The sequence below is a fragment of the Bisbaumannia salifodinae genome (genome assembly GCF_055388505.1).
Window position 1 is genome coordinate 2,463,404 of the sequence record NZ_AP043781.1, and the last position, 14,547, is coordinate 2,477,950.

Below are 14,547 nucleotides of genomic sequence, written 5' to 3' on the forward strand. Positions count from 1 at the left end.
AACGCCCCTGCCCGCCACTGTCATACCGACCTTGGCCGCAGACGACGACGGGGCCGCGCTGTGCGCGGCCCCGTCGATGAGTTGGCCCTCTCGGGCCGGGTCGCTCGCCGGGTCAATCGCCGACTCAGGCCCGGACGCGACGCGCCACCACCAGCTTCTTGATCAGCGGCAGGGTCAGCGACAGGGCCGCCACCACCAGCAGCGCCAGGGAGATCGGCTTGTCGATAAAGGTCATCCAGTCGCCGCCGGAGATCTGCAGGGCGCGACGCATCGATTCCTCCATGATATCGCCGAGGATCAGCGCCAGGATCAGCGGCGCGGTGGGGAAGCCGAACAGGCGCATGCCCAGGCCAATCAGGCCGAAGCCGAGCAGCAGCAGCAGGTCGAAGATGCTGAAGCTCATGCCGTAGACGCCCACCATGCAGAAGATCAGGATCAGCGCCAGCAGCAGCGGCCGCGGCATATCGAGGATCTTGGCGATCAGCGGAATCAGCGGCAGGTTGAGTACCAGCAGGAAGATATTGCCGATATACATGCTGGCGATCACCCCCCAGAAGACGTCCGGGCGATCCACCAGCATCGCCGGCCCCGGGGTCACGCCCATCACCAGCAGGGCGCCGAGCAGCACCGCCGTGGTCCCGGAACCCGGCACGCCGAGGGTCAGCAGCGGCACGAAGGAGCCGGTGCAGGCGGCGTTGTTGGCGGCCTCGGGGGCGGCCACCCCCTTGATATTGCCCTTGCCGAAGGTGTCGCCGTCCTTGGCCAGGCGCTTCTCCATGCTGTAGCCGAGGAAGGAGCCGATGGTGGCCCCGGCGCCGGGCAGCACCCCGGTGAAGAAGCCCAGCACCGAGCTGCGACCCACCGGCGCGGCGATCTCCTTGACCTCGGACTTCGACAGCTTGAGGGAGCCGATGGCGTTGCGCGGCGGCTCCTTGCCGCCGCCGCCCCGCAGCAGCATGTAGAAGACCTCGGCCAGGGCGAAGATGCCGAGTGCCACCACCAGGAAGTCGATGCCGTCCAGCAGGTGCAGGGTACCGAAGGTGTAGCGCTCGGTGCCGGTCTGCAGGTCGATGCCGATGATCGAGATCATCACCCCGATCACCGCGGCGATCAGCCCCTTGACCAGGGACTTGTCGGAGAGCGAGACCACCGCGGTCAGGCCCAGCACCATCAGCGCGAAGTATTCCGCCGGCCCGAAGCTCACCGCCACCTTGCCGAGCAGCGGTGCCACCAGCATCAGGAAGACCACCGAGATGGTGCCACCGACGAAGGAGGCATAGGCGGCGATGGCCAGGGCCTTGCCGGCCATGCCCTGCTTGGCCATCGGGTAGCCATCGAAAGAGGTGGCCACGGTGCCGGCCACGCCGGGGGCATTGAGCAGGATCGAGGAGGTGGAACCGCCGAAGATGGCGCCATAGTAGACCCCCGCCATCAGGATCAGTCCCGAGGCGGGATCCATGGCGAAGGTCAGCGGGATCATCAGGGCGAGCGCGCTGATGGGGCCCAGCCCCGGCAGCATGCCGATGATGGTGCCGGCGAAGACCCCGGCGAAGACATAGACCAGGTTCATCGGCTCCAGCGCGATGCCGAAGCCATACATCAGGTTATTGAAGGACTCCATGGGAAGGCTCTCTCGGGCTGGGGCTCACAGGGGCAGCGGGCCGGTGGGCAGGTAGACGTCCATGATGCGGGTCATCACCAGGTAGAGGCTCAGTACCACCCCCAGGGAAGTCGCCAGGTTGACGCCATGGCGGCGGTAGCCGTAGTACCAGGCCAGGCCGAAGGCCAGCGCCGTGGAGGTCAGCACGAAGCCCAGCGGCACCAGCAGCAACGCATAGGCGGCGATCGCCAGGGCGGTGATCACCACCCGCGACCAGGGCCGCAGCAGCAGCGGCAGGGCCCGCTCCTCGGCGCTGGGTTCATGGGGCACCTCGTCGGCGGTGGGGCGCTCCAGGAACAGCCACACCGCCAGCCCCAGCAGGGTAACCCCCAGCACCTTGGGGAAGAGGTCGGAATCCACCGGCCGCGGTAGCGGAAAGGTGGGAATCTGGAAGGCCATGGCCAAATAGCCCAGGGCCAGCAGGGCGATCAGGATCGCCAGGATCTGATTGGTATTGAGTCGCGTCATGGGAATACCACCTCGTGCCGGCGGGCAAGTGGCCCGCCGGCACGGCTTGAGTCAGGAAAGAAGCGCAGAGAATCAGCGACGGAGCAGGCCCAGGTCGTCGAGAATCTCACTGAACTGGTCGCGCTGGGCGTCGAGGAAGGCACCGAAGGTCTCGCCGTCCTGGTAGGCATCGAGCCAGCCCAGTTGATCGCGGGCCTGCTGCCAGCCCTCGGTCTCGAGCATCTCGGCGAACAGCGCCTCGTAGTAGGCCACCGCCTCTTCCGGCATATCCGGGGCCCCCAGCACGCCGCGCCAGATATCGAAACCGTAGTCGATGCCCTGCTCCTGATAGGTGGGCACCTCGGCCAGGGCGCCGCTCAGGCGCTCGGGAGACGAGACCCCCAGGGCGCGCACCTCGCTGCCCTCCCCCAACTGACCGGCGACCTCGCCGGCACCGGAGATCACCGCCTCCACGTGGCCGCCGAGCAGGTTGGTCATGGCCTCGCCGCCGCCGGAGAAGGCGATATAGTTGACGCTGGAGGCCTCCAGGCCGGCGGCATCGGCCAGGCCGGCCATGGCGATATGGTCCATGGAGCCCGGGGCGCTACCGCCGCCGATGCTCAGGCTGGGATCCTCGCGCACCGCCTCGAGCAGGTCGTTGAGGTCCTGGTACTCGGAATCCGCCGCCACCAGCACGATGGAGTAGTCGGTGATCAACCGGGCGATGGGGGTGAAGTCGCTATGGTCGAAGCGTGAGGTGCCGGCCAGGGGCACCAGGATGATGGGCGGGCTGGTGGCGAACAGCTTATGGGGGTTACCGCCGTCCCGGGCGATCTGTGCCCAGGCCACGGCACCGCCGCCCCCCGGCACATTGATGGGGGCGAAGTTCTGCTCGGCCAGGCCCTCCTCCTGGAGCACCCGGGAGACGGTGCGTACCAGGGTATCCCAGCCACCGCCGGGATTGGCCGGGGCGACGAATTCCACCGGGCGGGTGGGCTCCCAGTCGGCCTGGACGGTGGAGGTCCCGGCCAGGGCGGCCAGCGGCAGGGCCAGCAGGGCGAGGCGCTTGAGGCCGGGCTTGCGGGAAGTGAGGGGCGTGGCGGTCATGGCGTTCTCCGACGTTAGGTCTGTTATTGTGAGTCGCCCGCAGGCGTACCACCGAACCTTAGGAGAGCCCCATGGCCTCAACAAGCTTGTGACCATAAAGGACAAAATGAGCATTCTGGCCATTTTGTCCATTGTGTTCACGGCCCCTCCAGCCAGGGCACGGCGCTACCCACCAGGCGATAGCGCCGCTCGGGCCTCCCCACATCACCATAGCCCAACTCCGCCGCCGCCACGCCAACGGAGACCAGGAACTCCAGGTAGCGGCGCGCCGTGGAGCGGCTGGCACCGATCTCTCGGGCGGCCTGCATGGCGGTGGCGGGCTCGCCGAGCGCCTCGAGCCCCTCCACCACCTTGGCCAGGGTCAGGCGGTCGATGCCCTTGGGCAGGGCACGCGATGCCCCAGCCGATTCGGTCCCGCCATGGCCGCGGGCCATCACCCGATCGAGCTCCTCCTGGCTCATCTCTGCCTTGCTGGCCAGGGCCGAGCGCTCGGCGCGAAAGCGCGCCAGCATCTGGGCCATGCGCGCCTCCTCGCTGGGCTTGATCAGGTAGTCGAAGACCCCGCCACGCAGCGCCTCCTGGATGGTCTCCACCTCCTTGGCGGCGGTGATCATGACGATATCCAGTTGCCCATGATCGCGGCGCAGCTCCCACAGCAGCTCCAGCCCCCGGACGTCGGGAATATAGGCATCCAGCAGCACCAGTTGAACGGCGTCGCCGGCCTCGGCCAGCAGGGCGCGGGCCTCGGCGGCGCTCTTGGCCACCCCCACCACGCGAAAGCCGGGGCTGCGCTCCACGAAGGCGCGATGAATCTCGGCGATGCGGAAATCATCCTCGATGATCAGGATGCCGTACTCGGGCTCACTCATCGGCGTGTCCTTGGGCTATCGGTGGACGCTCGCCGGGGGCCGGCGCCTGGCACAGTGACTTATCCAGCACCGCGGTGAAGGCGGCGCCCCCCAGCTCGCTCTCCTCCAGGGTGATCTCGCCGCCGTGCTGGCGACATAGCCGGGCCACCAGGGCCAGGCCGATGCCCCGGTGCTTGCCGGGCTTGGTGGAGAAGCCCTCCGCGAAGATCGTCGCGGCCCGGTCGGCGGGCACCCCGAGGCCGTTATCCTCCACCTCGATCAGCAACTGCTCGCCCAGGTCGGTAAAGAAGAGTCGCACCCGGGCGCCCTCCCCGTTCTCGTCCCGGGCCTGGGCGGCGCCCTGCAGGGCCGCGTCGCAGGCATTGTCGAGCAGATTGCCGATCACGCTCATCAGCACCTCCTGGCCGGTGGCGGTCAGGGGCACCCCCAGGGAGCTGTCGGGATCGATCTCCAGCGTCACCCCCAGCTCCCGGGCCCGGGTCAGCTTGCCCAGCAGGGTGCCGCTGAGCACCGGGTCCGCCACATGGTCGCGCAGGAAGCTCATGCGCGCCTGCTGCTGGGCGCTCTCCTGGTGGATCAGTGCCAGGGCCTCGCGGACCCGCTCCAGTTGCAAGAGGCCGGCGATGGTATACAGCTTGTTGGAAAACTCATGGGCCTGGGCACGCAGCATGTCCACGTCGCGGCTGGCCTGGCTCAGGGCCTGGGAGAGCTCGACGATCTCGCGGCGGCTGCGGAAGGTGGCCACGGCCCCCTCGATCTGGCCGTCGTAACGCACCGGCACCCGGTTGACCACCACCGGGTGATCCCCCAGCCACATCTGCTGGTCGAATTGCTGCTCGCCCCGCTCCAGCACCTCCAGCAGCCGCGAGTTGGGCACCACCTCCTGTACCGGCTCGCCGAGTACCTGGCGCTCGTCGGGCAGACCCAGGAAGCGCCGCGCCTGCTGGTTGACCAGGGTGATGCGCCCCTCCCGGTTGATGGCCAGGATGCCCTCGTGGATCGACTGCAGGATGGCTTCCTTCTCCATGGCCAGGCGGGCGATCTCGTGGGGCTCGAGGCCCAGGATCACCTTCTTGAGGTGCCGCGACAGTCCATAGGCCCCGGCGAAGCCCAGCACCACCATCAACGCCACCAGGGCCCAGCTCAGGCCGGTGTAGCGGCCCACGTCCATGGCCACCCGGTCGAGCATAAAGCCCACCGAGACGATGCCGACGATCTCGCCCCGGGCATCGAACACCGGGGTCTTGCCGCGGATCGCCTCGCCCAGGGAACCGGTGGCCTCGGAGACATAGGATTCGCCATGAAGCAGCGCCCGATCGTTGTCGCCCCCCACCATGGGCAGCCCCAGGCGCTCCGGCAGCGGATGGGCGAGCCGGATGCCCTGCCGATCCCCCACCACCACATAGCGGGCCCCGGTCTCGCGGCGGATACGCTCGGCGATCGGCTGGAGGGTGGCGCTGGGATCGGGGGTGTCGAAGGCGGCGATCACCTCGGGAATCGAGGCCACGCTCAGCGCCACCGCCAGGGCCCGCTGGCCCATCTGGTCGGCGATGATCTCCGCCTTGCGGTGATTGAGGTAGGCGCCCTGGGCCAGCAGCATGCCCGCCAGCAGGGCCCCCACCAGCAGCATCACCTGCAGGCGAAAGCTGCGCAGGCGACGCCGGCGCTGGCCGCGGCGGCGCCATGACAGGGCATCTTGGGGAGAAGTGGCCATAGGATAGTCCGCGCTAAGGGGACGGACATTGTCGCATGCGGCCGCCGGGTATCAAGGGGGAGCCCCCGGGCTCTCGATCAGGCGCTCTGACTGCTGGCCTGGGGTGTCGGGTGCTTGCCTTCGTCCCAGCCCTGGCTGGCGCTGTCGCCCTGGAACCAGGCCAGGCGGTCGTGCAGGCCGACCACGCTACCGACGATGATCAGGGTCGGCGGGCGCACCGTGCCCGAGCGCAGCACCTCGGGCAGATCGGCCAGGGTGCCACGGTGGACCCGCTGGCGCGCCGTGGTGCCCTGCTCCACCAGGGCCAACGGAGTGGCTCCTGGCAGGCCGTACTCCTGCAGTCGGGTGCGGATAATCTCCAGGCTGCCCAGGCCCATATAGAAGACCAGGGTCTGCCCCGGCCGCGCCAGGGCCGGCCAATCCAGGTCGCAGCTGCCGTCCTTGAGGTGGCCGGTGACGAAGCGCACCGACTGCGCATGATCGCGGTGAGTCAGGGGAATGCCCGCATAGGCGCCGCAGCCGGCGGCGGCGGTCACTCCGGGAATCACCTCGAAAGTCACGCCGGCCGCGGCCAGGGTCTCCAGCTCCTCGCCGCCGCGGCCGAAGATAAAGGGGTCGCCGCCCTTGAGGCGCACCACCCGCTTGCCCTCCCGGGCCCACTCCACCAGGGCCTGGTTGATGCCCTCCTGGGGCAGGCTATGTTGCGAGCGCGCCTTGCCCACATAGAGGCATTGTGCCTGGGGGTTGGCCAGGGCCAGGATCTCGGCACTGACCAGGCGATCATGAAGGATCACCTCCGCCACTTGCAGCCGCTTGAGGGCCTTGAGGGTCAGCAGCTCGGGATCCCCCGGACCGGCGCCCACCAGGGCCACCTGGCCGCGGGGAAAATCGCGCAGCAGTGCCAGGCGCTGGGCATCGGGGGTGGGGGCGTCGCTGGCGATCATGGGGCGGGCTCCTGGGACTCGCGGGACTGGATATTCTATTTTAATCGATATTCCCGACTTCTTATAGCCAAATATAAGGTCAGGGCGCCGGCCGGGCCAATGCCCATGGGATCATAGCTTATCGCCAATCCCACCAAAACAAGCGGCCCCCGCTCCAGGCGGGGGCCGCAGGGCCATGATGGCGGTCGCGGGATCAGGAGAACTGACGCTTGAGCCGCGGGCTGGCCAGCTCGCCGACCACGGTGACGGCGATCAGCAGGGCCAGCAGCCAGGGCCACTGGACGGCCAGGTTGAGGCTGGCCAGGCCCAGGGCATCGACGAAGATCAGCACGATGCCCAGCGGGCTGACGTAGCGCACCATGAACAGCCAGAGCGCATGCTGGACGTTGGAGAGCCCCAGCTCTTCCTTGAACAGCTCGTTGCGCAGCAGGAAGCCGGCCATCAGCGCCATGCCCAGGCCACCCAGGGGCATCATCCAGCGCGAGGTCAGGTAATCGAGCCAATCGAAGAAGTTACGCCCGCCCAGGGTCCAGTCGGCGCCCCAGTTGAAGGAGAGCATCGCCAGGGTACTGACCACCCACAGCACGATGCCCACGCCCCAGGAGGCCTGCTTGCGCGACACTCCCTTGTTGTCGATAAGCCAGGCCACGGTGGCCTCGATCATCGAAATGGAGGAGGTCAGGGCCGCCATGGAGAGCATCAGGAAGAACAGCACGCCGAACAGGGTGCCCAGCGGCATGGCCTGGAAGGCCAGCGGCAGGCTCATGAAGATCAGCCCCGGACCGCCGCCCGGGCTCATGCCGTTGGCGAAGATGATCGGGAAGATCGCCAGGCCGGCCATCAGCGCCACCACGGTATCGGCGATGGCCACGCTGAAGGTGGTGCGCGCGATGGAGTGGCCCTTGGGCAGGTAGGCGCCGTAGGTGAGGATGGCACCGGAGGCCAGGGACAGGGTAAAGAAGGCATGCCCCAGGGCCGCCAACAGCCCTTCGCTGCTCAGGCCGTCGGTGTTGAAGGAGAACAGGAAGGCGAAGGCCTCGCCGAAACCGCCGGAATAGACGCCATAGCCGATCAGGATCGCCAGCATCACCACCATGCCCGGCATCATCCAACTGACGCTGCGCTCGATACCCGCCTGCACGCCCTTGCCGACGATCAGCATGGTCAGCACGGTGACCAGGGTGCTCCACAGCCCCAGGTTGGCGGGGTTGGCGTTGTTGGCCTCGAAGATGGCCGCCATATCCTCGACGCTGGAGCCCACCAGGCCACCGCTGAGCATCTTCCACAGGTAGGCGAAGGACCAGCCGGCCACCACCACATAGAAGGTCAGGATCATGAAGCCGCAGAGCATGGCCATCCAGCCGAACAGCGACCAGAAGCCACCGCCGCCGGACTCCTGCACCACCCGCCGAATGGCATCGATGGGGCTGCCGCGACCGCGTCGCCCGAAGCTGATCTCGGCCATCATGATGGGCACGCCCACCGCCAGGATGCAGGCCAGGTAGACCAGCACGAAGGCACCACCGCCGAATTCGCCGGTGATATAGGGAAACTTCCAGATATTGCCGAGGCCCACCGCGGAACCGGTGGCCGCCAGCACGAACCCCCATCGCCCAAGCCAGAGGGTCTTGGGTGCGTCATTTGTCGTCGTCATCGGGATACCTTACAGCACTTGTTGTTGTCGGTGATTTTAGCGTTATTTGTCGCTATAGAGCCATTAGACCAAATGGAAAGTCTGTTTTTATCGCCAAGCTTGACACTAAGGCCTGACTTGTAGCAAAACCGCCGCCCCGAGTCGAGGCGGCGGTATCGCCTTAGTCGGCCTTGAGCACGCCGCGGCGGATCTGATCCTCCTCGATGGATTCGAACAGGGCCTTGAAGTTACCCTCGCCGAAGCCGTCGTTGCCCTTGCGCTGAATGATCTCGAAGAAGATCGGGCCGATCACGGTCTCGGTGAAGATCTGCAGCAGCACGCCCTGATCCGGGGCACCGTCCACCAGCAGGCTCAGCTCGCGTAGCTCCTCGACGTTCTCCTCGTGATTGGGCACCCGGGCGTCGACCTTCTCGTAGTAGGTGTCCGGGGTGGTGAGGAACTTGACGCCATTGGCCTTCAGCGCCTTGACGGTGGCGTAGATATCGTCGGTGGCCATGGCCAGGTGCTGGATCCCCTCGCCGTTGTACTCGCGCAGGAATTCGGCGATCTGGGAGTTATCGTCGGCGGACTCGTTGATGGGGATATGCATCTTCCCGCAGGGCGCGGTCATGGCCCGGGAGAAGAGCCCGGTCATCTTGCCCTCGATATCGAAATAGCGGATCTCGCGGAAGTTGGCGATACGGGTATAGAAGTCCGCCCAGACGTCCATCTGGCCGCGATCCACGTTGTGGGTCAGGTGATCGAGGATCTGCAGGCCGACGCTGTTGTCCTGGGCGGTACGCCCGTCGATGGCCTCGAAGTCGATGTCGTAGATGGTGCGGCCCTGGTCGTCGAGCTTGTTGTCGACGAAGTAGAGCAGCGAGCCGCCGATGCCCTTGACCGCGGGAATCCCCACCTCGCCGGGGCCCACCGGGTTCTCCATGGCCTCGGCGCCATTGGCCAGGGCATGCGCATAGGCCTGCTTGGCATCGGCCACCTTCCAGGCCATGGCGCAGGCGCTGGGCCCATGAATGCGCGCGAACTCGGCGGCATGGCTGCCCGGCTCGGCGTTGAGCACGAAGTTCACGCCCTCCTGCTGGAACAGGAAGACCTGCTTGGAGCGGTGTTTGCGGGTCTCGGTGAAGCCCAACTGGGTAAAGAGGCCGCGCAGGGCGTCGATGCCTGCGGCATCCGGCGCGGTGAATTCGACGAACTCGAAACCGTTGGTGCCGATGGGGTTGTGGGACGAGATCTCGGCGGTTGTCTGGGTCTGTGCCACGGCGTTCATGATAAGCCTCCGGTTGTTGTGTCGTCATGCCCCGGCCCTTGGCCAGGTGGGATGGCTACAGGCTAGGGCTACGGGAGCACGCCGGGAATGCCCCCATCGGCGGCAATGCCCGGCGACTCCCGGCTTCGGAGGCCAGCTAACGTAAACTTCTTATTACACCCCTCGACCCTCGCCGGATGGCGCCCCCCGGGTGGTGCAGCGGCCTGACAGGCCGTAAATAAAACGTGACACCCTTATGCCAGCATGGCGCCACTGGCCAGTTGCCAGGCCACCCAGCCCAGCATGGCGGCGATACCCAGGTCGATCAGCCGCCAGGTTCCCGGGCTGGCCAGGCGGGGCGCCAACCAGGCGGCGGCGCCCACCAGGCCGAAGAACCAGCCACAGGAGGCCAGGGCCGCCCCCATCATGAAACCCATGGGACTGGGCTGGAGGGCACCGATGGCCCCCAGCAATAACAGAGTGTCGAGATAGACCTGGGGATTGAGCAGGGTCACCGCCAGGGTGGTCAGGACCACCACCCGGCGGGAGCGCGGCGTCGTGCCACGCCCCACCAGCCCCTGGGCCGCACCGGCCCGACGCAGTGCCAGCCCCGCCTGCCAGGCCAGAAACAGCGCCCCGCCCCAGCGCGCCACGGCGATCAGGGCCGGCTGCTGGGCCAGCAGGGTCCCGACCCCCAGCACCCCCAGGGCGATCAGCAGCCAGTCACAGAGGGCACAGAGGGCGGCCACCAGATAACCGTGTTCCCGGCGTAACCCCTGATTGAGCACGAAGGCATTCTGGGCCCCGATGGCGATGATCAGTCCGGCCCCCACCACCAGCCCATGAAACAGCGAACTCCACACGACACGACTCCTCGATGGTGCAATGGAAGCGCCCAGGCTAGAGTGGCAAGATAAATTAATGAAATTAATTCACCGAATGAGAAATAAGAAAGCCTGATGTTCGACTACAAGCTCCTCGAGGCCCTGACCGCGGTGGTGGATCAGGGCGGCTTCGAACGCGGCGCCCAGCAGTTGGGGCTGACCCAGTCGGCGGTCTCCCAGCGCATCAAGCTGCTGGAGGCGCGTCTCGGTCAGCCGGTACTGGTCCGCGGCCCGCGCCTCGCCCCCACTCCGGTGGGACGGCGCCTGCTCAACCATGCCCGCCAGGTACGCCTGCTGGAGCATGATCTGCTGGATCAGGTGCCGACCCTGGGCGAGGCGGAGCCGCGCCTGCGCCTGGCGATCAATGCCGATAGTCTGGCCACCTGGTGGCCCGCCAGCATGGCCAGCTTCTGCCGGGAGCACCGGCTGCTCTTCGAACTGCTGGTGGAGGATCAGGAGGTGGCCCTCAGGCGCATGCGCGATGGCGAGGTGGCGGGCTGCCTCTGCGACACGCCACGCCCGGTTCAGGGGGCCCGCAGTCACGCCCTGGGCCAGATGCGATATCGCGCCCTGGCCAGCCCCGCCTTTATTGCCCGGCACTTCCCCGCCGGCCTCAGCCATGCGGCCCTGCGTCATGCCCCGGCCATCGTCTATGGTCCGGACGATCGCCTGCAGCATCGCTACCTGGCTCGCCACGGCTTCCATGAGCCCTTCCCCCACCACCTCTGCCCCTCCTCCGAGGGGTTCGTGGGCATGGCGCTGGCCGGGCTCGGCTACGGCATGATCCCCGAGCGCCAGGTGGCTCGCGAACTGGCCGAGGGCCGCCTGGTGGAACTTCCCAGCCTCGATGACCAGGCGCGTCGCATCGAGGTCCCCCTCTACTGGCATCACTGGCGCCAAGGGGGAGCGACCCTGGAGGCCCTGACCGGCCATCTGCTCAGACACAGTGGCGACTGGCTGGAACCCCTGCCCCAAGACGACGATGCCCCGCGCTAGGCGGGGCATCTCGTTAGACCGGGGTCGTGGCGTCTATTCTTTAAGTAACGCCTCCACGCTGGCCACCTTGTCGTCCATGGACTGCGCCCGATCGATGCGGGTGCCCACCCTGAGGGTCGAGGTGATGCGCGGCGCGCCCATCTCGTGCACCACCTCATGGCAGCGCTTGACCACCGCCATCACCTCATCCCAGGGCCCCTCGATATTGGTGCCATAGGCGTGCATACGATAATTCAGCCCGGAGGCCTGAATGACCCGCTGACAGGCCGCCACCTGGGGGGATACCGAGACCCCCACGCCCAGGGGCACCACGCAGAGATCCACCATGACTTGCATATCACGCCTCTCCTTATCGTTGGGAATGCCTTGATTACCAAGGATTAGTCGCTTGAACTATGCTCAATCCTAAGTTGCCGGCAGCCGCGGAGCCAGCCCATGTCCCACCAGGCCCAGGAGGACGCCATGACCAGTGATACCCATATCGCCCCCCTTACCCTGCCGGATACTCGCGCCAGACGCATTATCGAACAGCTGCTGGCAGGTTCCGGCGTGACCCTCAACGGCAACCAGCCCTGGGACCTGCGAGTCTATCACCCCGACTTCTTCTCCCGGGTGCTTCATCAGGGCACCCTGGGACTGGGCGAGGCCTATATGGATGGCTGGTGGGAGTGCGACCGTATCGACGAGATGACCTGTCGCCTGCTGCTGCACGGCCTGGGCGAACGCGCCCATACGTCCACCGAACGGCTGATGTATCGACTCCAGTCGGGCTTCTTCAACCTGCAAAGCAAGGCCCGCGCCTATATCGTCGGCGAGGCCCACTATGACCTCGGCAACGACCTCTTCGAGCGCATGCTCGACCCCACCATGTGCTACTCCTGCGGCTACTGGAAGGAAGCCAGGAACCTGCATGAGGCGCAACGGGCCAAACTGGAGCTGGCCTGCCGCAAGCTCGACCTGCATCCGGGCATGCGGGTGCTGGACATCGGCTGCGGCTGGGGAAGCTTCGCCGAGCACGCCGCCCGCCACCACGGCGTGGAGGTCACCGGCATCACCATCTCCAGGGAGCAGGCCGCCCTGGCCCGTGAGCGCTGCGAGGGCCTGCCGGTGGAGATCCGGCTGCAGGACTACCGCGACCTGGAGGGCCACTACGACCGCATCGTCTCCATCGGCATGTTCGAGCATGTGGGCCATCGCAACTACGCCACCTACTTCCAGACCGTGGAGCGGCTGCTGGATGCCGGGGGCCTCTTCCTGCTCCACACCATCGGCAGGAACAACTCCGACATCAGTACCGACCCCTGGATCAACAAGTACATCTTCCCCAACGGAATACTGCCCTCGGCGATGCACATCGCCAAGGCCAGCGAGGCGCACCTGATGATGGAGGACTGGCAGAACTTCGGGGCAGACTATGACCGTACCCTGATGGCCTGGCTGGCCAATGTCGACGAGCGCTGGCACGAGATCGCCGACAACTACAATGAGCGCACCCGGCGCATGTTCCGGTACTATCTCTCCGTCTGTGCCGGCGGCTTCCGCGCCCGCCATATGCAACTCTGGCAGGTGGTCTTCTCCCGGGGCCGCCTCGGCCGCTACGACGCCCCGCGCTGATATCCCACTCGAGGAGTACACGACCTCCGCCGAGGCGCATGTTCCGGCGCTTTACCACGCCTCTCCGTCTGTGCCGGCGGCTTCCGCGCCCACCATATGCAACTGTGGCAAGTGGTCTTCTCCCGGGGTCGCCTCGGCCGCCACGACGCCCCACGCCGATATCTCACTCGAGGAGTACACGACCTCCGCCGAGGCGGTCGGGCGAATTCCACACCTTTCTTTACCCATAGCCAATTTCTTACACGAATCGTGTAAAATGACTTACTTCCAAGAGAGGATATCCTCCCGGTCTGCAATGGGTAGGATACTCAGTTCGATAAAAACTAATAAACCCATCGGCAATGATCGATGGATAATAAGAAAATCACACGCAGGGAAGGCCCATGCCTTTCGATTCCACCACCCTGGAACGCCCCGGGGAGGCCTCGCAACGGCTGGCGACCTTGAGCGCCCGCCTGCCGGGGCTGATCTTCCAATGCTATCGCAGCGCCGAGGGAAGGATCTGCTTCCCCTATATCGCCGGTGCCGACAGTCCGGTGCTGGGCGACGCCCACCAGCGCCTGCGGCTCGCCGACGATGGCCGCCATGCCTTCGATCGGGTCCACCCCGAGGACTTTCCTCGCCTGATGGTGGCGGTGGAACGCTCCGCCAAGGGCCTCAGCCTAATGGCGACCCAGTTTCGCCTGAGCCGCCCCGAGGGCGGCGAGGCCTGGTTCGGCGTGCGCGCCCAGCCGGAGCCCCATGGCGACGGCACCCTCTGGCACGGCGTCATGGTCGATATCAGCGAGCAGATCGCCCATCAGGCGCATCTCCGCGAACTCTCCGATACCGACGAGCTGACCGGCCTGCCCAATCGACGCAAGCTGATGAGCTGCCTGGACTATCAGCTCTCCCTGAGCTGCCGCCACGGCACCCCCTTGTCGCTGATCCTCTTCGACCTGGACCACTTCAAGCGCGTCAATGACACCTGGGGGCATCTCAAGGGGGATGAGGTGCTGTGCCGGCTGGCGACCCTCTGCCAGGAGGAGCTGCGCGGCGAGGATACCCTGGCCCGCCTGGGCGGCGAGGAATTCGCCGTCTTGCTGCCGCTGACGCCACGGCCCCAGGCCCTGGCGGTGGCTCAGCGCCTGCGCGAGCGCATCGCCGGCCATGACTTCGGGCTCTTCCCACGGCGGGTGACCATCAGCCTGGGGGTCGCCGAATACCGTATCGGCGAAAACCGCGAGGCGCTGATCGATCGTGCCGACCGTCACCTCTATATCGCCAAGGAGTCGGGGCGCAATCGGGCCATCGACGCCCCGGAGAATTAACGCGACCGGCACATCTCGGCAGCGTCGGGGCGCCATCGACGCCCCGAACGACTAGCGCGTCCGGCACATCTCGGCAGCGTCGGGGTGACATCGCGCCATCCC

13 protein-coding genes are annotated in these 14,547 nt (G+C 66.6%); 3 read left to right on the top strand and 10 right to left on the bottom strand.

Annotated features, from left to right (window positions below):
- Nucleotides 1–124: 124 nt before the first annotated feature.
- From ACZ5EF_RS11545 to ACZ5EF_RS11585, 9 genes are all read right to left on the bottom strand, one after another.
- Nucleotides 125–1,621: a tripartite tricarboxylate transporter permease gene (locus ACZ5EF_RS11545; protein WP_346064209.1), complete on the bottom strand. Its 1,497-nt coding sequence runs from the start codon at nucleotides 1,619–1,621 to the stop codon at nucleotides 125–127.
- 24 nt (nucleotides 1,622–1,645) lie between these two features.
- Nucleotides 1,646–2,128 carry a tripartite tricarboxylate transporter TctB family protein gene (locus tag ACZ5EF_RS11550; protein ID WP_346064208.1) on the bottom strand — a complete coding sequence of 161 codons (483 nt, stop codon included), beginning with the start codon at nucleotides 2,126–2,128 and terminating at the stop codon, nucleotides 1,646–1,648.
- Nucleotides 2,129–2,200: 72 nt separating this feature from the next.
- Complete coding sequence (locus ACZ5EF_RS11555; protein WP_346064207.1) at nucleotides 2,201–3,214, bottom strand: tripartite tricarboxylate transporter substrate binding protein; 1,014 nt, start codon at nucleotides 3,212–3,214, stop codon at nucleotides 2,201–2,203.
- Between the two features lie 137 nt (nucleotides 3,215–3,351).
- The gene (locus ACZ5EF_RS11560) at nucleotides 3,352–4,083 is read right to left on the bottom strand and encodes a response regulator (RefSeq protein WP_346064206.1); all 732 of its coding nucleotides are present in this window, start codon (nucleotides 4,081–4,083) and stop codon (nucleotides 3,352–3,354) included.
- A complete protein-coding gene (locus tag ACZ5EF_RS11565; protein WP_346064205.1) occupies nucleotides 4,076–5,797 on the bottom strand; it encodes a sensor histidine kinase in 1,722 nt (573 codons plus the stop codon). Before ACZ5EF_RS11565 ends, ACZ5EF_RS11560 begins: the two co-directional genes overlap by 8 nt.
- 77 nt (nucleotides 5,798–5,874) lie before the next feature.
- On the bottom strand, nucleotides 5,875–6,741 hold the full coding sequence (cobA, locus tag ACZ5EF_RS11570; RefSeq protein ID WP_346064204.1) for a uroporphyrinogen-III C-methyltransferase: 867 nt from the start codon (nucleotides 6,739–6,741) through the stop codon (nucleotides 5,875–5,877).
- A gap of 193 nt (nucleotides 6,742–6,934) precedes the next feature.
- Nucleotides 6,935–8,395, bottom strand: coding sequence for a sodium-dependent transporter (locus tag ACZ5EF_RS11575; protein ID WP_346064203.1), 1,461 nt, complete (start codon nucleotides 8,393–8,395; stop codon nucleotides 6,935–6,937).
- Nucleotides 8,396–8,555: 160 nt separating this feature from the next.
- Nucleotides 8,556–9,662, bottom strand: a complete 1,107-nt coding sequence (gene hppD / locus ACZ5EF_RS11580) for a 4-hydroxyphenylpyruvate dioxygenase (RefSeq protein ID WP_346064202.1) — start codon at nucleotides 9,660–9,662, stop codon at nucleotides 8,556–8,558.
- Nucleotides 9,663–9,895: 233 nt separating this feature from the next.
- Complete coding sequence (locus tag ACZ5EF_RS11585; protein ID WP_346064201.1) at nucleotides 9,896–10,504, bottom strand: LysE/ArgO family amino acid transporter; 609 nt, start codon at nucleotides 10,502–10,504, stop codon at nucleotides 9,896–9,898.
- 96 nt (nucleotides 10,505–10,600) lie between these two features.
- Here ACZ5EF_RS11585 and ACZ5EF_RS11590 point away from each other — a divergent pair, with 96 nt between their 5' ends.
- Nucleotides 10,601–11,521 (top strand): LysR family transcriptional regulator ArgP, encoded by a 921-nt coding sequence (locus tag ACZ5EF_RS11590; RefSeq protein ID WP_346064200.1) that lies wholly within the window; start codon nucleotides 10,601–10,603, stop codon nucleotides 11,519–11,521.
- A 33-nt stretch (nucleotides 11,522–11,554) separates the two neighbouring features.
- On the opposite strand, the gene ACZ5EF_RS11595 is transcribed toward ACZ5EF_RS11590, so the two are convergent.
- Nucleotides 11,555–11,857, bottom strand: a complete 303-nt coding sequence (locus ACZ5EF_RS11595; protein WP_346064199.1) for an MTH1187 family thiamine-binding protein — start codon at nucleotides 11,855–11,857, stop codon at nucleotides 11,555–11,557.
- Between the two features lie 126 nt (nucleotides 11,858–11,983).
- On the opposite strand from ACZ5EF_RS11595, the gene cfa reads away from it, so the two are divergent.
- Together cfa and ACZ5EF_RS11605 are read left to right on the top strand one after the other, a co-directional pair.
- Nucleotides 11,984–13,135, top strand: a complete 1,152-nt coding sequence (cfa, locus tag ACZ5EF_RS11600; RefSeq protein WP_346064253.1) for a cyclopropane fatty acyl phospholipid synthase — start codon at nucleotides 11,984–11,986, stop codon at nucleotides 13,133–13,135.
- A 383-nt stretch (nucleotides 13,136–13,518) separates the two neighbouring features.
- Complete coding sequence (locus ACZ5EF_RS11605) at nucleotides 13,519–14,445, top strand: sensor domain-containing diguanylate cyclase (protein WP_346064198.1); 927 nt, start codon at nucleotides 13,519–13,521, stop codon at nucleotides 14,443–14,445.
- Nucleotides 14,446–14,547 lie beyond the last annotated feature (102 nt).